Annotated in this window: 18 protein-coding genes and 2 rRNA genes; 18 read left to right on the forward strand and 2 right to left on the reverse strand. The window is 51.6% G+C overall.

Annotated elements, in window-relative coordinates; all coding sequences use genetic code 11:
- From KQI79_RS16980 to KQI79_RS16995, 4 genes are all read left to right on the forward strand, one after another.
- Positions 1–117: ribosomal RNA gene (locus KQI79_RS16980) — 23S ribosomal RNA — on the forward strand; the annotation flags it as partial.
- A gap of 83 nt (positions 118–200) precedes the next feature.
- Positions 201–317: ribosomal RNA gene (gene rrf, locus KQI79_RS16985) — 5S ribosomal RNA — on the forward strand.
- Positions 318–1,615: 1,298 nt separating this feature from the next.
- On the forward strand, positions 1,616–1,831 hold the full coding sequence (locus KQI79_RS16990) for a hypothetical protein (protein ID WP_216539486.1): 216 nt from the start codon (positions 1,616–1,618) through the stop codon (positions 1,829–1,831).
- A 20-nt stretch (positions 1,832–1,851) separates the two neighbouring features.
- A complete protein-coding gene (locus tag KQI79_RS16995; RefSeq protein WP_216539487.1) occupies positions 1,852–2,475 on the forward strand; it encodes a TraX family protein in 624 nt (207 codons plus the stop codon).
- 71 nt (positions 2,476–2,546) lie between these two features.
- On the opposite strand, the gene KQI79_RS17000 is transcribed toward KQI79_RS16995, so the two are convergent.
- A complete protein-coding gene (locus KQI79_RS17000) occupies positions 2,547–3,110 on the reverse strand; it encodes a sugar O-acetyltransferase (protein WP_216539488.1) in 564 nt (187 codons plus the stop codon).
- Positions 3,111–3,321: 211 nt separating this feature from the next.
- Here KQI79_RS17000 and KQI79_RS17005 point away from each other — a divergent pair, with 211 nt between their 5' ends.
- The 10 genes from KQI79_RS17005 (at position 3,322) to pssA (ending at position 13,714) form a co-directional block, all read left to right on the forward strand.
- Complete coding sequence (locus tag KQI79_RS17005) at positions 3,322–3,858, forward strand: PadR family transcriptional regulator (RefSeq protein ID WP_216539489.1); 537 nt, start codon at positions 3,322–3,324, stop codon at positions 3,856–3,858.
- Positions 3,859–3,879: 21 nt separating this feature from the next.
- Entirely contained in the window at positions 3,880–4,599 is a 720-nt protein-coding gene (locus tag KQI79_RS17010; RefSeq protein ID WP_230192274.1) for an ABC transporter ATP-binding protein, read from the forward strand.
- Positions 4,596–5,342: an ABC transporter permease gene (locus KQI79_RS17015; protein ID WP_216539491.1), complete on the forward strand. Its 747-nt coding sequence runs from the start codon at positions 4,596–4,598 to the stop codon at positions 5,340–5,342. Before KQI79_RS17010 ends, KQI79_RS17015 begins: the two co-directional genes overlap by 4 nt.
- Before the next feature lie 223 nt (positions 5,343–5,565).
- Positions 5,566–6,027 (forward strand): CtsR family transcriptional regulator, encoded by a 462-nt coding sequence (locus KQI79_RS17020; protein WP_216539493.1) that lies wholly within the window; start codon positions 5,566–5,568, stop codon positions 6,025–6,027.
- Between the two features lie 67 nt (positions 6,028–6,094).
- The gene (gene mcsA, locus KQI79_RS17025) at positions 6,095–6,619 is read left to right on the forward strand and encodes a protein-arginine kinase activator protein McsA (protein WP_216539494.1); all 525 of its coding nucleotides are present in this window, start codon (positions 6,095–6,097) and stop codon (positions 6,617–6,619) included.
- Between the two features lie 30 nt (positions 6,620–6,649).
- Positions 6,650–7,711 carry a protein-arginine kinase McsB gene (gene mcsB / locus KQI79_RS17030; RefSeq protein WP_216539495.1) on the forward strand — a complete coding sequence of 354 codons (1,062 nt, stop codon included), beginning with the start codon at positions 6,650–6,652 and terminating at the stop codon, positions 7,709–7,711.
- Positions 7,712–7,751: 40 nt separating this feature from the next.
- Complete coding sequence (clpC, locus tag KQI79_RS17035) at positions 7,752–10,211, forward strand: ATP-dependent protease ATP-binding subunit ClpC (protein ID WP_216539496.1); 2,460 nt, start codon at positions 7,752–7,754, stop codon at positions 10,209–10,211.
- Positions 10,212–10,458: 247 nt separating this feature from the next.
- Positions 10,459–11,826 (forward strand): DNA repair protein RadA, encoded by a 1,368-nt coding sequence (gene radA / locus KQI79_RS17040; protein ID WP_216539497.1) that lies wholly within the window; start codon positions 10,459–10,461, stop codon positions 11,824–11,826.
- A gap of 16 nt (positions 11,827–11,842) precedes the next feature.
- On the forward strand, positions 11,843–12,919 hold the full coding sequence (gene disA / locus KQI79_RS17045; protein WP_216539498.1) for a DNA integrity scanning diadenylate cyclase DisA: 1,077 nt from the start codon (positions 11,843–11,845) through the stop codon (positions 12,917–12,919).
- A 54-nt stretch (positions 12,920–12,973) separates the two neighbouring features.
- Complete coding sequence (gene pssA, locus KQI79_RS17050) at positions 12,974–13,714, forward strand: CDP-diacylglycerol--serine O-phosphatidyltransferase (RefSeq protein ID WP_216539499.1); 741 nt, start codon at positions 12,974–12,976, stop codon at positions 13,712–13,714.
- Positions 13,715–13,815: 101 nt separating this feature from the next.
- On the opposite strand, the gene KQI79_RS17055 is transcribed toward pssA, so the two are convergent.
- Entirely contained in the window at positions 13,816–14,211 is a 396-nt protein-coding gene (locus tag KQI79_RS17055) for a nucleoside triphosphate pyrophosphohydrolase family protein (RefSeq protein WP_216539500.1), read from the reverse strand.
- 159 nt (positions 14,212–14,370) lie between these two features.
- On the opposite strand from KQI79_RS17055, the gene KQI79_RS17060 reads away from it, so the two are divergent.
- From KQI79_RS17060 to gltX, 4 genes are all read left to right on the forward strand, one after another.
- On the forward strand, positions 14,371–15,459 hold the full coding sequence (locus tag KQI79_RS17060) for a PIN/TRAM domain-containing protein (protein WP_216539502.1): 1,089 nt from the start codon (positions 14,371–14,373) through the stop codon (positions 15,457–15,459).
- 70 nt (positions 15,460–15,529) lie between these two features.
- Positions 15,530–16,225 carry a 2-C-methyl-D-erythritol 4-phosphate cytidylyltransferase gene (gene ispD / locus KQI79_RS17065; RefSeq protein ID WP_216539503.1) on the forward strand — a complete coding sequence of 232 codons (696 nt, stop codon included), beginning with the start codon at positions 15,530–15,532 and terminating at the stop codon, positions 16,223–16,225.
- Positions 16,222–16,704, forward strand: coding sequence for a 2-C-methyl-D-erythritol 2,4-cyclodiphosphate synthase (gene ispF, locus KQI79_RS17070; protein ID WP_216539504.1), 483 nt, complete (start codon positions 16,222–16,224; stop codon positions 16,702–16,704). Before ispD ends, ispF begins: the two co-directional genes overlap by 4 nt.
- Before the next feature lie 34 nt (positions 16,705–16,738).
- Positions 16,739–18,199, forward strand: a complete 1,461-nt coding sequence (gltX, locus tag KQI79_RS17075; RefSeq protein ID WP_216539505.1) for a glutamate--tRNA ligase — start codon at positions 16,739–16,741, stop codon at positions 18,197–18,199.
- Positions 18,200–18,561 lie beyond the last annotated feature (362 nt).

Raw genomic sequence — 18,561 nt, forward strand, 5'->3', positions numbered from 1 at the left:
AAGATGAGATTTCCCAATTCGTAAGACCCCTTGTAGACGACGAGGTTGATAGGTTGGAGGTGGAAGCGCAGCAATGCGTGCAGCTGACCAATACTAATCGGTCGAGGGCTTATCCTAAATGAATCCATAAGGATAACACATGAATTCGCGTTTGTTTCGCATCTAGTTTTCAGGGAGCAACTCCTTGAATAAGCAATCCGTTTGGTGGCGATGGCGGAGGGGTTCCACGCGTACCCATCCCGAACACGACCGTTAAGCCCTCCAGCGCCGATGGTACTTGGACCGAAGGGTCCTGGGAGAGTAGGACGTTGCCAAGCGATCAAAGACCACTGCCCGAGGAAACACCTCGCCGGTGGTTTTTTTATGAGCATGGGACCGTGTAGTCGAGTCCCGTGAGAGTCGAACGTTGCCAAGCGATCGAATACCGTTATCGAGTCAACTCGATGGCGGTATTTTGATATGCGGGGACTACTCAGGTCAAGTCTTGCGAGAGTCGAACGAATAATGCAACTGGCGAGAACAACTCACTGGTGGCATTTTTCATGGGTTCCCCTCATACTTCTTCATTCCCTTCCACCGACCTATTGCTTTCCACGCCCTTCTGTCGAAATCCCCTTGGTTCAGATGTCGCCTTTTCAGTTCGCTTCCGGTCTGGGCTCGCAATCCCCGCTCCAGAATGGATATTCCTACTTTTACTATTACAGAATAATTTCCCCTAGCCCTGAGTGAAGGGGATTTCGACAAAAGGTGCAAAAAAAGAAACAAGGAATGAACTGCCGCAGACCGCATTTCCTCTATACTGAGCGAACGGGATTTCGGCAAAAGGTGCAAAAAAGGAATGGGAAAGGAGTCACTGCAGCAGGCGGACAAAAAGAGATACTGGCAAAGGGGGCCGTCGGGAAAAGGCCGGCATGAGAAGAAACAGCAATAGAATGATTTTATATTGAATATCCCGCCCGTGTACCTGACCGCTAGAATCCGTGTGTCCGCCAGTGTAACTGCGAAAATCCAGTTAATTTCAGCAGAAACGCGACAAGTTAGTCCAGCAACTGCAAAAATCCAGTTAAATTGGCCAACAAGCGTGAAAAGGGGCGATTTGCGGTCTGAGCAACTGGATAATTGCTGTTGCTAATGCAAAATCGGGCTCATTCAGCAATATTAACTGGATAATTGCAGTTGCTACAAGCACGATCGAGGGCACGCGAACGCTAGCGAGCGAACGACCATGTTGTGCGCAACCTGCAAACCGTTAATGGTGATGCCCGACTGAAGCGCAATAAAATATGTGCATCATATTCAGACGGCAAAAACAGGGAATAGTATCGTTCACCAAGAATAGAGCGCTTACTGTCGTAAATTGTAGCAACGTGTTCTTTTTTAGTACTACTCTTGAAAGTCAAAAACTACGACCCATGCATACATATCCCACACGTGCAACTTTATCCTAAATCCCCATCTTCAATTTATCGTAACAACTTCTTTTTTCGGGCAAGTATTGATAAGATAAAAACGACAACGTTTTTGCATATTCGCCGGCCGGCAGATCAAGTCCAAGATTAACAAAAGCATAACTCGGCCTATAAACATGAATGCATTGGCGATGGGAGGAACAGGGATGATATTTCGTTCACGTTCGAAGGAGCAAGGAAAGGTTACGAAAATAACCGAGTTCAAGAAGCAAAAAGAAACGGCTTCCCGCCAGCAGAAATGCAGCTATTGCAAAACGATGGCTAAACGTCTGACCTTTTATGCCGATCACGACGGCAAGGTTGTCGGTTTGTGCCGGGAATGCAGGCCGCGAGCGAAACGGCAAGATCTGATGCCTCTTTAAGGAAGGGGATAACAACGACGATGCAGCTTCTAGCTATGGTAACGATGTTAATCGATCATTTGGGAATTGTATTGGCTCCCGATGAAGAGATGTGGAGAGTGATCGGACGGCTTGCGTTTCCGTTATATGCTTATGCCATCGTGCAAGGCTATGCCCGAACCAGCGATTTTTCGCGGTATTTGAAGCGTCTCATCCTCATCGGCTTATTGTCGCAAATTCCGTTTATGCTGGCATTGGGAGGTCATTCGATCAATGTCATCGGAACGTTTATCGTATGTTTGCTCGTATTGAAAGGTCTGGACCGTTTTCCGCAACCTGCGGCTCCCATGCTGCTAATTGCCGCGGCGATCTTGTTGTTGGAGGTCGTGCCGTTCGATTACGGAAGTTATGCGCTGCTCCTTGTTCTTCTCTTTAGATATGCCTCGGCTCAGTGGGCCATAGGGCTGCACGTACTATTGAACTTCGTGTTTTTATTCTATAAAGGTTGGTTCATTCAGTTTTATAGCGTCGTATCGACGATTTTGATCTATTATTTGCCGAAGATGCTCAAGGCGTTGGAACGGGCGAAGATCCCCCGCTGGTTATGGCGCAGCTTCTATCCGGCCCATCTGGCGATTCTGGCTATTGTTCAAGCCTTGACGTAGCGAGGCGCAAGAGAATCGCCCGCCATATAAAAACTGCGACTCGTCTGTGGGTCGCAGTTTTTGCAATAGCATTATGAGTCGAGCTTCTTGATGACCCGGCACGGGTTGCCCGCAGCTACGACGTTGGAAGGGATATCCTTCGTTACGACGCTTCCCGATCCGATCACGACATTGTCGCCGATCGTTACGCCGGGATTAATGATCGAGCCCCCGCCGATCCATACATTATCGCCGATCGTAACCGGCTTGCCGTATTCGAGTCCGGTATTCCGCGTTTCCGCGTCAAGCGGATGGCCCGCGGTGTAAATATGGATGCCCGGCGCCAGAAAAGCGTTCTTTCCGATTCGCACTTCGTTTACATCCAAAATAACGCAATCGAAATTGGCGTAAAAATTGTCCCCGACATGGATATTGTATCCGTAATCGCATCGGAAGTTCGGTTCGATATAAATGGAGTCGCCGGTCGAGCCGAACAGTTCTTTTAAGATCCGGGTACGCTCCTCCGTCTCCGTTTCCACTGTCGAATTAAACAATCTTGTCAATCTTCTGGCTCGCTGTCTTTCTTCGGTCAATTCGGGATCGAAACCGTAATACAGCTCGCCCGCCAGCATTTTCTCCTTTTCCGTTCTCTCCATGGTTTCCTATAGCTCCTTTCTTGTATCGTCGCTTCATAGAACTAACACTTATCTTACTTGAAACTCGCGCTACAATTCAATTCGGATCCGTTCTCCGCTCCGGATGATTCACCCAACATGAAATTGACGATTTACAACGAGAAATAAATGTGCTACATTTAACTCAATGTTATATATTCAACGTTGACTATAAAAGACGAGAGGTGATACTGTGACGCGTCTCATGGTTTTGGGACTCCTCATGAAAGGTCCGATGTCAGGTTACGATATGCAGCAACTATTGCAACTGTCCAAAACCGATGCCTGGGCGGGCGTACTGCCTGGTTCGATTTATCATGCGTTGAAAAAGATGGATAAAGAAGGATTGGTTACAGTCGATTCGGTTGAACAAACCGGGCATCGCACGAAGGCGATCTACCGGATTACGGAGGAGGGGGAGGAGCAGTTTTATCAATTGCTTCAACAATCTTTGGCTTTGCCTTCCGTTATATTTCCTACGACATTCTATACCGCGGTTTCATTCATCGATGCGTTGCCTAAAGACCGAATTATCGCTGCGATCGAGTCGCAGCGGACGGCTCTGCGCAAACAGTACGATGAAATGAAGGCAGGCGAAGAAGAGAAGTCGCAATTCGTGAACTTGACCGAACCGGCGAAAATCATTTTCCGGAACATGTACGATCAATTCGAGATTCAACTGTCCATGCTGGATCAGTTGGAGGCCGCGATTCGCAGCCAACCGGATTAAACAATGAAAGGTGATGATTCAATGAAAGAAAACGATTTGCTCGAAGCGGAACATGTCAGCAAAACATACGGCGGCCGTCCCGTCGTGGACGATGTAGGGCTGCATATCGCAACAGGAGAGATCCTTGGCATCATTGGACCGAACGGCGCCGGCAAATCGACCACAATCGATTTGCTGCTCGGATTGCGCCGGGCGGACAGCGGACGCATCTCGTATTGGCGTAAAGATTATTTGGCGCATGTCGGCGTGCAATTGCAGTCGACCTCATTTTTCCCCGGGCTGAGCTGTTACGACAATTTGCGCTTATTCGCCGCGCTGTACAAAAAACGGCTTAGCCGGCCTGAAACGATGCAACTGTTGCGATTATGCGGACTGGAAGAAGCGGCCCGGACAGAAGCTTCCCGTCTATCGGGCGGGCAGCAGAAACGGCTGGCGATCGCAATAGCCACCGTACACGATCCCCGTCTCGTATTTCTCGATGAGCCGACCTCCGCGCTGGATCCGCGCGCGCGAATCGAAATCCACTCGGTGATCCGCCAGTTGGCCGCCAAAGGAACGTCGATTATATTGACTTCGCACGATATGGAAGAGGTGCACCAGTTGGCGGACCGGGTCATGATGATCGACCGCGGACGCGTTATCGCGGAAGGTACGCCGCATGAACTTTGCGAACGCTTTAACGCGGCACGTTTGGAAGAAGTGTATTTGCAACTCACGGCGAAGGAGGCCGATGTCTCATGATTTCAACCGTTATACGGGCAATGTTCGTCTCATCGCTGAAAGATAAAATATCTCTCTTCTATGCCGTACTTTTTCCTTTGGCGCTGCTGATCGGGCTTGGACTTTATTTCGATACGCCGGAATACCGGTTCCGGCTGTTGACCGGCGTCGTCGTCTTGAGCTCCTTATTCTGGAGCGTCCAAGGCATCGCCTTTCAAGTTCATTGGCAGCGAAACCGGGGCGTTTATAAGCTTTTGAAGCTGACTCCTTTTCCGACTGTTTCCTTTATATTGACGATGGTTTTGGTTCGAACCGCTTTGGGGGTAGCGATTAACGGAATCGTCATGTTGGCCGGCATGATCGGTTTCGGCATTGCGATGCCGTTGGGCGGAATCGTTCCTTTTCTGCTTATCTTAACGCTCGGCATGTTATGTTTTACTGCGATGGGATTTCTGTTATCCAATCTCGCCCGGAACGAAGCGCAAATTAACATGATTTCCAATCTCATTTATATCCCGATGCTGTTCGGTACCGAAACCTTCTACAGCTTGCAGCATGCGCCGCAATGGATTGCGACGGCGGGCAATCTTTTTCCGTTGACCTATATGGTTCAAGGATTAAGGGCGTCGTTTGCGGGATGGAACGGGACCGCGTTCTACATGCTCATTGTCGCTGCCTTTACCGTCGGTTTGCTGGCGCTCGCCGCGCTCACGTTCCGCTGGGACGCGGAACAGTCGATCGCGCAGCGGAAACTTCCGGCATAATCCGGGCTGCTAAATCAAACAGCGAATGAATAAGCCGATTTCTTGACGGAATCGGCTTTTGTATATTTTTCGCCAAAACCGTAAAACTAATAGTAAAAGACTTCTTCCGCCATCGACAATTCAAACCTCTTGGCAAATTGAAAATTTGTGCTATAATATTGTTAAAGTCAAAGAAAGTCAAAGTCAACGATCGATGCAATGAATTATAGTGGGGGATGAATGAATGCGTAATGTCTCTGATATTATAGAACAATATCTGAAGCATATTTTGCATGAAAGTCCTGAAGGCGCGGTGGAAATTCAGCGCAATGAACTGGCCGATAAATTTTCGTGCGTCCCGTCGCAAATCAATTACGTAATTAGCACCCGCTTTACGTTCGAGAAAGGTTATATTGTCGAAAGCAAACGGGGCGGCGGAGGCTATATCCGGATTCAACGAATCGAATTGCCGTCGCATCAGGCGATTCATGGGCATCTCAGCCGCACCATCGGCGACAGCATGGAACAGACGGCGGCCGAAGGGCTCATTTATCAATTGGAAGAAGCCCGCGTCATTACCCGCAGAGAAGCCAACATGCTGCGAGCCGCCGTTTCCAGGGACGTTCTCAAACTTAAATTGCCTTATCGCGATGAAGTTCGCGCCAAATTGCTAAAGGCGATGCTTATCTCTTTGCTGGGCAAATAAGAATAACGCACCCATTTTCCTCACGGCATCGGGGCTGGAAAAACGCGAGTCAAAGGAGGTCCGAAGGATGATCTGTCAAGAATGCGGAAAGAAAAACGCCACATTGCATTTTACGAAAATCGTCAACGGAGAGAAAACGGAATTCCATATTTGCGAATCGTGCGCACGCGAGAAAGGGGAGATGATCCCCGGCACGGCAAACGGTTTTTCCATTCACAGCTTATTGTCCGGGCTGCTCGATTTCGATCCGGCAGGCAAAGGCGCGTCGTTAGCCCAAAAGCCGCAAACGATCCGTTGCGACGAATGCGGCCTAACCTATACGCAATTCAGCAAAATCGGCCGCTTCGGCTGCAGTTCGTGCTACAAGCACTTTGGCGAGCGACTCGAACCGTTGTTCAAGCGGGTGCACGGCAATACGAAGCATATCGGCAAAATTCCGAAACGCCGCGGCGGTACCATTCATTACAAACGCGAGCTGGATGAGCTGAAAAAAGAACTGCAGTATCGCATCATTCATGAGGAATTCGAGCAGGCGGCGCAAATTCGCGACCAAATCCGGGAGATCGAAAGGAAAATGTCCGGGGACGGTTAAAGGGATTCAACGCTTAAGGAGGGATATGCGATGTCAAAACGTCAATTCACCGAGCATGCGCTAAGCGACTGGATGAAAGGAAACGGTCCCGATTCCGAGATTGTCATCAGCAGCAGGATTCGGATCGCCCGCAACCTGGAATCCTTCCCCTTCCCGATGCTCGCGACGAACCAGCAGTCGAAGGAAATTCTAGATACGTTGTCTAATGTATTAAATACGGATGAATTGAAATCGATAGGACATTTTGAGAAAATATTGTTGAACGACTTGGACGAATTGGAAAAAAGCGTGCTGGTGGAAAAGCATTTGATCAGCCCAAGCTTGGCGAATGAATCGCGCAACGGCGCGGTTATCCTAAGCGAAAACGAATCGATCAGCATTATGATTAACGAAGAGGACCATTTGCGCATTCAATGTTTGTATCCGGGATTTCAGATTCGCGAAGCTTGGGAGCTGGCAGGCAAAATCGACGATATATTCGAAGCGCATGTCGATTTTGCGTTTGACGAAGACAGAGGATTTCTTACCAGCTGTCCGACGAATGTGGGCACAGGCATCCGCGCTTCCGTCATGATGCACTTGCCGGCGCTTGTCCTGACGCAGCAAATGAACCGGATCTTGCCGGCCATTACGCAAGTCGGCCTGGCAGTTCGAGGCTTGTATGGCGAAGGCAGCGAAGCTGTCGGCAATTTGTTTCAAATCTCCAATCAAATTACGCTTGGCCAATCGGAATCCGAAATTATCGATAACTTGTACAGCGTAGCGCGGCAAATTATCGAGCACGAGAAAGCGGCACGGCAGAAGCTGATGGCCGAATCCCGCACCCGCCTGACCGACCGGATCCGCAGATCGTACGGGATTCTGTCTTACGCGGAAGTGATGGATTCCAAAGAAGCGATGCAGCGCTTGTCGGACGTAAGGCTCGGGATCGATCTCGGGTTGGTCGACAACGTGTCCGAGCATGTAATGAATGAATTGATTGTCATGACGCAACCGGGATTTTTACAGCAGTTTTTCGATGTGAAATTAAGCGCCGAGGATCGGGACGCGCATCGCGCCAAACTGATCCGAGACAAACTCAATCAACATTAATCCCATCCAAAGCTGGGGGAATTTACGGAGGTGTATCGATATGATGTTTGGCAGATTTACGGAACGGGCGCAAAAAGTGTTGGCATTGGCTCAGGAAGAAGCCGTTCGATTGGGACATAACAATATCGGAACGGAGCATATATTGCTAGGGCTTATTCGCGAAGGCGAAGGAATCGCCGCGAAAGCGCTGATCGCATTGGGGCTTGGGCTCGAAAAAATTCAAGACGAGGTCGAATCGCTGATCGGCCGCGGACAGGAGCAGCCAAGCAACATCGCTTATACGCCGCGCGCGAAGAAAGTCATCGAGCTATCCATGGATGAGGCGCGTAAGCTGGGACATACTTACGTCGGGACCGAACATATATTGCTCGGCTTGATTCGCGAAGGCGAAGGCGTTGCCGCCCGCGTGCTGAACAATTTGGGCGTCAGCTTGAACAAGGCGCGCCAGCAAGTGCTGCAGCTGCTCGGCAGCAGCGAAGCGGTATCGAGCCATCACGGCACGCAAGCGAACGTAAGCACGCCGACGCTCGACAGCTTGGCCCGCGACTTGACGGCGATTGCCAAGGAAGGCAATCTGGACCCGGTCATCGGGCGCAGCAAAGAAATCGAGCGCGTGATTCAAGTGTTGAGCCGCAGAACGAAGAACAATCCTGTTCTGATCGGCGAGCCGGGGGTCGGGAAAACGGCGATCGCCGAAGGGCTCGCCCAGAAAATTATCAATAACGAAATTCCGGAAACGCTGCGCGACAAGCGGGTGATGACGCTCGATATGGGCTCCGTCGTCGCCGGCACGAAATACCGGGGCGAATTCGAAGACCGCTTGAAAAAAATAATGGATGAAATTCGCCAAGCGGGCAACATCGTTCTGTTCATCGACGAGTTGCACACGCTGATCGGCGCGGGAGGCGCGGAAGGCGCCATCGATGCGTCCAACATCTTGAAGCCTGCTCTCGCTCGCGGAGAACTGCAATGCATCGGGGCGACGACGCTGGACGAATACCGCAAATATATCGAGAAAGACGCCGCTCTGGAGCGCCGTTTCCAACCGATTACGGTAGATCAGCCGTCTCCGGAAGAAGCGATTCAAATTTTGCATGGCTTGCGGGACCGTTACGAAGCGCATCACCGCGTCAAAATTACGGACGAAGCGATCGAACAGGCGGTCAAACTGTCAGACCGTTACATTACCGACCGGTTCCTGCCCGATAAAGCGATCGATTTGATCGACGAGGCGAGCTCCAAAGTCCGGTTGAATACGTACACGGTACCGCCGAATTTGAAGCAACTGGAAAGCCGTCTGGAAGATATCCGCAAGGAGAAAGACGCTGCGGTGCAAAGCCAGGAATTCGAAAAAGCGGCCGCCTTGCGCGACACCGAACAGAAAATGCGCGAGGAACTCGATACGACCAAAAATCAATGGAAAGAAAAACAAGGCCGTACGGATTCCGAAGTGACGCCGGAAGATATCGCGCAAATCGTCGCCAGCTGGACGGGGATTCCGGTCAGCAAGCTGGCGGAGGAAGAGACGGAACGATTGCTTAAGATGGAATCGATCCTGCATGAGCGCGTCATCGGCCAGGATGAAGCCGTGAAGGCCGTCAGCCGAGCCATCCGCCGCGCGCGCGCCGGATTGAAAGATCCGAAGCGCCCGATGGGTTCCTTCATCTTCCTCGGACCGACGGGCGTCGGCAAAACCGAGCTTGCCCGCGCGCTGGCCGAGTCGTTGTTCGGCGACGAGAATGCGGTTATCCGGATCGACATGTCCGAATATATGGAGAAGCATTCGACCGCGCGTCTGGTCGGGGCGCCTCCGGGATATGTCGGATATGAGGAAGGCGGCCAATTGACCGAGAAGGTGCGCCGCAAACCGTACTCCGTCGTGCTGCTCGACGAAATCGAGAAGGCGCATCCGGAAGTGTTCAACATTTTGCTGCAAGTGTTGGAAGACGGGCGATTGACCGATTCGAAGGGCCGTGTCGTCGATTTCCGCAACACGTTGATCATCTTGACGTCGAACGTCGGCGCCGAAGCGATCAAGCGGAACACGACGCTCGGATTTACGGCCGTGAACGATGCCGGACGCGATTACAACAATATGAAAGACAAAGTGATGTCCGAACTGAAGAAAACGTTCCGTCCGGAATTCCTGAACCGGATTGACGAAATTATCGTGTTCCATTCGCTTGAGGAAGAGCATATCGCTCAAATCGTTTCGCTCATGTCCGATGAATTGCGCAAACGTCTGAAAGAGCAGGAAGTGGACTTTGAATTGACCGACAAGGCGAAGGCGTTCCTGGCTAAAGAAGGCTACGATCCGGCTTACGGCGCGCGTCCGCTCCGCCGGGCCATTCAGAAGCATATCGAGGACCGCTTGTCCGAAGAACTGCTGCAGGGCACGATCTCGAAAGGAGATTCCTTGACGATCGACGAGCAAGACGGCGAACTGGTTGTGCTTCGGGGCAAAGAAGCCGCGGCCAAAGAAGTTACGGCAAATTCGTAATATAGAACGCAATTGGGCCAACCCGAACATTTCGGGTTGGCTTGTTCGCATCATACGACAAAATCCTTAACATTTTTGTAAAATATTCCGATATACATGTCATTGATACCAATTTGACCGCAGAAAGGCGTATAAAGCTTTCCCCCCATGCCCAGAAATGTTACAATTTTGTTATAGAGGTAGTTCAAAAAGTCCCCTTGGACTTTTGAACATGGATTTAAGCGGCATAGTGATAGGAGAAACGGGTATGGCGAAAGCGAAAACGAAGTTTTACTGTACGGAATGCGGCTATGAAAGCGCGAAATGGCTCGGCAAGTGTCCGGGCTGCATGAGTTGGAATACGATGGTGGAAGAGACCGTTTCCGTCGTCAAAACGAAAGGAATGAACTCGCCGGTTTTTCATACGAAAGAAAAGCCGCTTCCCATCATACATATAGAGAGTGGTCAGGAACCGCGCGTTCAAACGGACATATCGGAACTCAATCGCGTGCTCGGGGGCGGCATCGTCCCGGGTTCGCTTATTTTAGTCGGAGGAGATCCGGGAATCGGCAAATCGACGCTGCTGCTGCAAACGTCGCACTCGCTGGCTCATCGCGGGCTGAAAGTGCTGTACGTTTCGGGCGAGGAATCGGTCCGCCAAACGAAGCTGCGTGCCGACAGGCTGAACGCGTTGTCCGAACATCTATATGTGCTTTGCGAGACGAATATGGAGCAGATTGAGGAAGCGATCGAACAGATCGAGCCGGATTTTCTCGTGATCGACTCGATTCAGACGGTCTACCGGCCGAACGTGGAATCGGCGCCGGGCAGCGTTGCGCAAGTTCGAGAATGTACAGCGCTGTTTATGCGCATAGCTAAGGTAAAGGGAATCGCAACCGTGCTGGTCGGACATGTGACCAAGGAAGGCGCGATCGCGGGCCCCCGCCTTCTGGAGCATATGGTGGATTGCGTCCTTTATTTCGAAGGGGAGCGCCATCATACGTACCGTCTGCTGCGGGCGGTCAAGAACCGCTTCGGATCCACGAACGAAATCGGCATCTTTGAAATGAGCGAAGACGGCTTGATCGAAGTGGCGAATCCGTCGGAATTGTTTCTGTCCGAAAGGCCGCTCGGCGTCGCGGGCTCGACCGTGGTTGCGAGCATGGAGGGGACGCGCCCCGTTCTGGTTGAGCTGCAGGCGCTCGTCGCCGCCACGAACTTCCCTTCCCCGCGCCGCATGTCGACCGGTGTGGACCACCACCGGATGGCGCTCATTATCGCGGTTCTTGAGAAACGGATGGGGATGTTCCTGCAAAATCAAGACGCCTATTTAAATGTGGCGGGAGGGGTTAAATTAGACGAACCGGCAGTCGATTTGGCCATTGCCGTCAGCATCGCGTCCAGCTTTCGCGACGCTCCGACCCAGCCCTTCGACGTCTTCGTCGGCGAGATCGGCTTGACCGGGGAAGTTCGCGCCGTGTCGCGTGTTGAACAGCGGGTGAAAGAGGCGGAAAAGCTCGGATTTAAACGAATCATTTTGCCGGAAAAAAGCTTGCGCGGATGGAAGCCTCCGGCAGGCATAGAAGTTATCGGGGTAAACACTGTTGCGGATGCACTAGCGGCTGCGTTAGGTTAGGGGGCAAATTAGAAAGATGAAGGAAGGAAACCAACAGGAAAATATAAACGATCTGCTTCGTTTGGTGGCGCCTGGCACGCCGTTTCGCGAAGGGCTCGAAAACGTGCTGCGCGCCAAAACCGGCGGTTTGATCGTCGTAGGATATAGTCCGGAGGTGATGGAGGTCGTCGACGGCGGATTTTCCATCAATGCGGATTTTTCGCCGAACTACTTGTATGAGCTGGCTAAGATGGACGGAGCCATCATATTAAGCGAAGATATTAAACGCATTCTTTATGCGAACACGCAGTTGATTCCCGATTCGACGATTACTTCCACGGAAACGGGAATTCGGCATCGTACGGCGGAGCGGGTGGCAAAACAAACGGGCAAGCTGGTTGTCTCGATTTCGCAGCGCCGCAATGTCATTACATTGTATCAAGGACAGCTGCGGTATGCGCTGAAGGAAATCGGCGTGATTTTGACGAAAGCCAATCAAGCCATTCAAACATTGGAACGGTACAAGGCGGTTCTGACGCAATCGCTTACGAATTTGACCGCGATGGAATTCGAAGAACTTGTGACGCTCTACGAAGTCGTTCAAGTTGTGCAACGTTTCGAGATGGTATTACGTATTAAGAAGGAGATCAAACGTTACATCCACGAACTGGGGAACGAGGGGCGTTTGATCAGTATGCAGATGGAAGAGCTGGTGAGCAACACCGAGGAAGACGCCTGGCTCTTGCTCAAGGATTATGCCCGTGAAGAACATGACGACAAAATAAAAGAAATATTCGCAGGATTGAAGCGATGCAGCGATGACGAATTGCTCGATTTGCATCATCTGATTCGGCTGCTCGGCTTTCCGGCGACGAATACGGCTTCGGAGGAACTGGTCGCTCCGCGGGGATACCGCGTGCTGAACAAAATTCCGCGCCTGCCGAACGTCATTATTCAAAACTTGGTCCATCAATTCCGGTATTTGCCGCATATTATGATGGCGACGATCGAGGAGCTGGACGAAGTGGACGGCATCGGCGAAGTGCGCGCGCGCACGATCAAAGAAGGAATGAAGCGAATCCAGGAGCAGGTATTCATTGACAGACAAATTTAAATTGCATACAATCAAATAATGACACTTGGGCATAGTAAATTTAGAGGTGAACATATGATTACGAAAGCTATTCCGAACTTGTTTACCATCGGTAACCTCTGTCTCGGAATCATATCGATCATGCTTGTATTTCACGACAAGTACGATTATGCAGCCATTATGGTCATTATTGCTATGCTTTTAGACGGTTTGGACGGAAGAGTCGCCCGCGCCCTCAATGCGCAGAGCGAATTCGGCAAAGAATTGGATTCCTTATCGGATGTGATTTCATTCGGAGTAGCTCCTGCTTTTATCATGTACGTTGTCGCATTGACCGACTTGAACCCGGTGCTCGCTTGGACGGTTACGGCCATTTTCCCGATTTGCGGCGCTCTCAGACTGGCGCGGTTTAATGTCGCATCCGGCGTGCCGGGCTATTTTATCGGCCTTCCGATACCGGCGGCCGGCGGCGTCTTGTCTACGCTGGCCTTGTTCCGCGAAGATTTGGCCGTGCCTTATTTGGTAATCAGCATGCTTCTGCTGTCGTACTTAATGATAAGCAGAGTGAAATATCCGAATTTCAAAAAAATCGGCATTCCCAAGAAGACGATCTGGATTGCGCCGATTGTTGTCGCGGGTGCGGTGGTGCTCGCGGTACTGTTCCCGGACCAAACTCCAAAGTTAATTCTTGTGCCGCTCGCTCTTTACGCGCTTTACGGGCTAAAAAAAAACGTTGAACAAATTTTGCTCAAGCGGAGAAGAAAGAGGCATCCGGCCCGGGACGAAATGTACCAATCGGACCATTTGGGGAACTAGCGTCTCGTCCAATTTCATATGACGGCAAAATAAAAAGCATTTATTTTCCTACCCTGTGCGGGAGAAATAAATGCTTTTTTTGTTGGTCTCATATTAGCATGTTAAGAAAGATTGAAGTAACCGAGGGTCGAGCATTTGCTCGATTCGTTGGCGACGACATCGTCCATGCTGATCTCAAGCAAATTGCACAAAGCGGACATATAGAACAAATTTTTGCCCAGTTCCGCCGTAACGATTTCCTTGCAATGTTCGCAAAGCTCGCCGCTCAAATGGCTTTTCAAGTCCTGCTTCGCTTGCTCCATATCGACATCTTCGGCGTAGAATTGTTTCTTGGCGTTCAATTCGATACAGCCGCATTCGGTAACCGCCTTAACGACGGACCGGTTGACGGAAGCGTTGGTCTGGCCGTATTTGGATAATACGTCGAGGAGACTGCGGTGACGTAGCAACAATTCTGAGACTTGGTCTTGAAACGACTGGAGAGTCGGAGCGCTCATATTATACACCTCGATTTTCTCGAATTCATGGATTTCGTAAGCACGATTCACGATAGTTTCATTATACTTGCAACGATTACCAGTTTTCAACCAAAAATGTTATCGGCTGATTAGGTTGCGTCAATTTGGTCCATAATTGTAAAGGAGGTGAAATGCGTCATGTTAAAAAAAGGATTTCAAATCCTCGGCATGCTGTTCGGAGCGTGGTTCGGCCATCAAGTATATACCGCGGCGGAGGAGCCGTCATCGCTGCTGTCGCCATGGCTTGGCAAATTAAGTTCTTCGGCGGGCGTATTTGGTTTTATGGGGATGGGCGCTGTTCTGTTTTTGGTCTTATTTGCGCTAAGTGCCGGAGCTATCGTTTCAAGCGTTCAAAAAGGAATCAGCCGCATTTCCGAAGTTCCCTTCGAGGAACTGACGGCTGGAATGGCCGGCTTATTATGCGGTTTGACCGTGGCGGCGTTCATCGATGCGGTTCTTGTGCGGCTCGGCGATGTCGGGGTCGTGATGTCTATGTTTTTGACCTTGTTCTGCGGTTATATGGGATTATGGGTTGGAGTGCATAAAAGAGAGGAATTCGCCTCTTTTCTGGCGCGAAGCAGACGCGCGGCCGAACCTGCGCCCGATAAAGCGTGGCTTGAGGAACATAAAATATTGGATACGAGCGTCATCATCGACGGCAGAATCGCCGATATATGCAAAACCGGATTTATTGAAGGAACCATCGTCATACCCGAATTCGTACTGGAGGAATTGCAGCATATCGCCGATTCGTCGGATTTGTTGAAGCGCAACCGCGGCCGGCGCGGGCTGGATATTTTAAACAAAATCCAAAAAGAGCTCGAAGTAAAGGTGCTGATCTACGAAGGGGATTTCGAGGAAATTTCCGAGGTGGACAGCAAACTGGTCAAGCTGGCGAAAGTACTGCAAGGCAAAGTCGTGACGAACGATTACAATTTGAACAAAGTATGCGAACTGCAAGGCGTATCGGTGCTCAACATTAACGATTTGGCCAATGCGGTGAAGCCGGTCGTGCTGCCGGGCGAGGAAATTATCGTACAGGTGATCAAAGACGGCAAGGAGCATGGCCAAGGGGTCGCGTATTTGGATGACGGCACGATGATCGTCGTCGAGGGCGGCCGCGATTATATCGGCACGACGATGGAAGTGCTGGTCACTAGCGTTCTGCAAACTTCCGCCGGCCGGATGATATTCGCCAAACCGAAATTGTTGGAAAAAGCGCAGTAAAAAAGGTATGATGGTGGTTAGTGCGATAAGGCACTCGCACCTATACCATTTTTACTAGGCAGGGATGAGGATGAAGCGCAAGCTGGGGGCTGTTGTCGTAGCGGCGGGAAAAGGCTCGCGAATGGGAACGGAAGAGAGCAAGCAATACTTGCGGCTCGGAAACAAGCCGATTATTATACATACATTGGAAACGTTCGAACGGATGGCGGAAATCGACGAAATCGCGCTAGTCGTCGGCGCGGACGATGTCGAACGCTGCAGGCAATGGATATCCGAGTACGGAATTCGCAAGGCGACAAGCGTCGTCGCCGGCGGGAACGAGCGCCAGCATTCGGTTTATAAAGGGCTGGCGCAGCTCGACGTCGAATACGTGCTGATTCATGACGGGGTGCGTCCGTTCGTTCGCATGGATCATGCGCGCGCTTGCTTCGACGAGGCGGTGCGCAGCGGCGCAGCCGTTCTTGCCGTTCCGGTGAAAGATACGATCAAACAAGTGAACGAATCCGGCGTCATCCAAACGACGCCGGATCGCCGAAGCTTGTGGGCGATTCAAACCCCACAGGCTTTTCGTCATTCCGTTGTGCTTGCGGCGCATGAACAAGCGCGCAAGGACGGTTTTATAGGGACCGACGATTCGATGCTGGTCGAACGGCTTGGCATTCCGGTGACGGTCGTTGAAGGGGATTATACGAACATTAAAATTACGACGCCGGAGGATTTGGATTTTGCGGCATTACTATTGAAGAAAAGGGGAGAGGAACGATGATTCGGGTAGGACAAGGTTATGACGTGCATCAGTTGACGGAAGGAAGGCCATGCATTATCGGAGGGGTGACGATTCCGTTCGAGAAAGGATTGCTCGGCCATTCCGACGCCGACGTGCTGCTGCATGCGATTAGCGACGCGATTCTTGGCGCGCTGGCGTTTGGCGATATCGGACGCCATTTCCCCGATACGGACGAACGGTACAAGGATGCCGACAGCTTGAAGCTGCTGCAGCTTGTTTGGGCGATGGCGAAGGAAGCGGGATACCGCTTGGGCAATCTGGATGCGACGATCATCGCGCAATTGCCGAAGATGGCGCCGTACATACCGCAAATGCGCGAAATCATCGCATATGCGCTGGAGGCGGACGTATCGCAGATCAATGTCAAGGCGACGACGACCGAATGGCTCGGCTTCACCGGACGCGGCGAAGGAATTGCGGCTCAATCGGTTGTCTGCTTGCTTCAAGATATGGTATGATTTTGTGATGAATCGTTAAGAAGGGAGCACCATCATGACGAAAGAAATCCGCGTACGCTATGCGCCGAGTCCGACCGGCCATTTACATATCGGCAATGCCAGAACCGCGCTGTTCAATTATTTGTTTGCGCGGCGCCATAACGGCAAATTCATTATCCGTATCGAAGATACGGATGTGAAGCGCAATGTGGAGGGCGGCGAAGAGAATCAGCTTACCTATTTGAAATGGCTTGGCATGGATTGGGACGAAAGCGTCGATGTCGGCGGAGAATACGGTCCGTACCGGCAAACGGAACGGCTTGATATATACCGCACCTATTGGCAGGATTTGCTGGACCGCGGTCTGGCGTACCGCTGTTACTGTACGGAAGAGGAACTGGAGCGGGAACGCGAAGAGCAAATCGCCCGCGGCGAAACGCCGCGCTATTCCGGCAAGCACCGCAACTTGTCCGAAGCGGAGCGGGCGCAGTTCGAGGCGGAAGGACGGGTGCCGAGCATTCGTTTCCGCGTGCCGGAAGGCAGAACCTATACGTTCGACGATATGGTCAAAGGGACGATTTCCTTTGCTTCGGAAGATACGGGCGATTTCGTCATCGTGAAGAAGGACGGGATCCCGACGTACAATTTCGCCGTCGTCGTCGACGATTATTTGATGAAGATCAGCCATGTGCTGCGCGGCGAAGATCATATCTCCAATACGCCGCGGCAATTGATGATCTATGAAGCGCTCGGCTGGGAGCCGCCGCAATTCGGGCATATGACGCTCATCGTCAACGAGCATCGCAAAAAGCTGAGCAAACGCGACGAATCGATCATTCAATTTATCGAGCAGTACGACAGTCTCGGCTATTTGCCGGAAGCGATGTTCAACTTCATCGCCTTGCTCGGATGGTCGCCGGAAGGAGAGGAAGAAATTTTCTCGCGCGAGCAATTGATCGGCATATTCGACGCAAACCGGCTGTCGAAAAGCCCCGCGGTGTTCGACACCAACAAGCTGAGTTGGTTGAACAATCATTATATTAAACAAACGGATACGGCGAGAATTGTCGAAATGGCCATTCCGCATTTGCAGCAAGCCGGGCGTTTGCCGGAAACGCTCAGCGCCGACCGGAAGGCGTGGGCCGCATCGCTCGTTGCGTTGTACCAGGAGCAAATGCGCTGCGCGTCCGACATTGTCGATTTGTCCGATTTATTTTTTCAGGAAGAGGTTTCGTTTGACGACGAAGCGAACGCGGTGCTTGCGGAAGAGCAAGTGCCGGCGGTGTTAAACAGCTTCCTGCGCAAGATCGAAGCGGAAGAAGCGCTGACGGCGGATCGGGCCAAAGCGCTCATTAAGGAAGTGCAGACCGAAACGGGCGCCAAAGGCAAGCAATTGTTCATGCCGATTCGCGTGGCGATTACCGGACAAACGCATGGCCGCGATCTAAACGAAACGATCTATTTGCTCGGCCGCGACAAAGTGGCGAAGCGGCTGCGCCGTTTCGCGAAGGCGTAAGCTCGCGGGCGGCGGGAGCGGCAAGGCGGGCGAGCCGCGGCAAACGATTCTTGTCAGAATCGCCGCATTTGGCTATAATAACAAACAAAGCAAGAGGCGTAGAGCAGGAGAAGTACGCCCGGTTGCCGGGTTTCCCAGAGAGGGCGACCGGCTCGCATTGAAGCACTCGCGATCCGGCTGCAAGTCGCTCATTCCCGCACGGCGGAATTGCACCTGTGAGCCCTGTTTCCGAACTGGAGCTTTCGCGCATAAGCGCTGCCGCACAGCTAGGAAACAGCGTATTGTTCGCGTTAAGAACACGAGAGACGAACGTCGCCCGGTATGGCCGGCAATAACGTTCAAGCAGAGTGGGACCGCGTATC

Source organism: Paenibacillus sp. MSJ-34 (assembly GCF_018918005.1).
Taxonomy (GTDB): Bacteria; Bacillota; Bacilli; order Paenibacillales; family Paenibacillaceae; genus MSJ-34.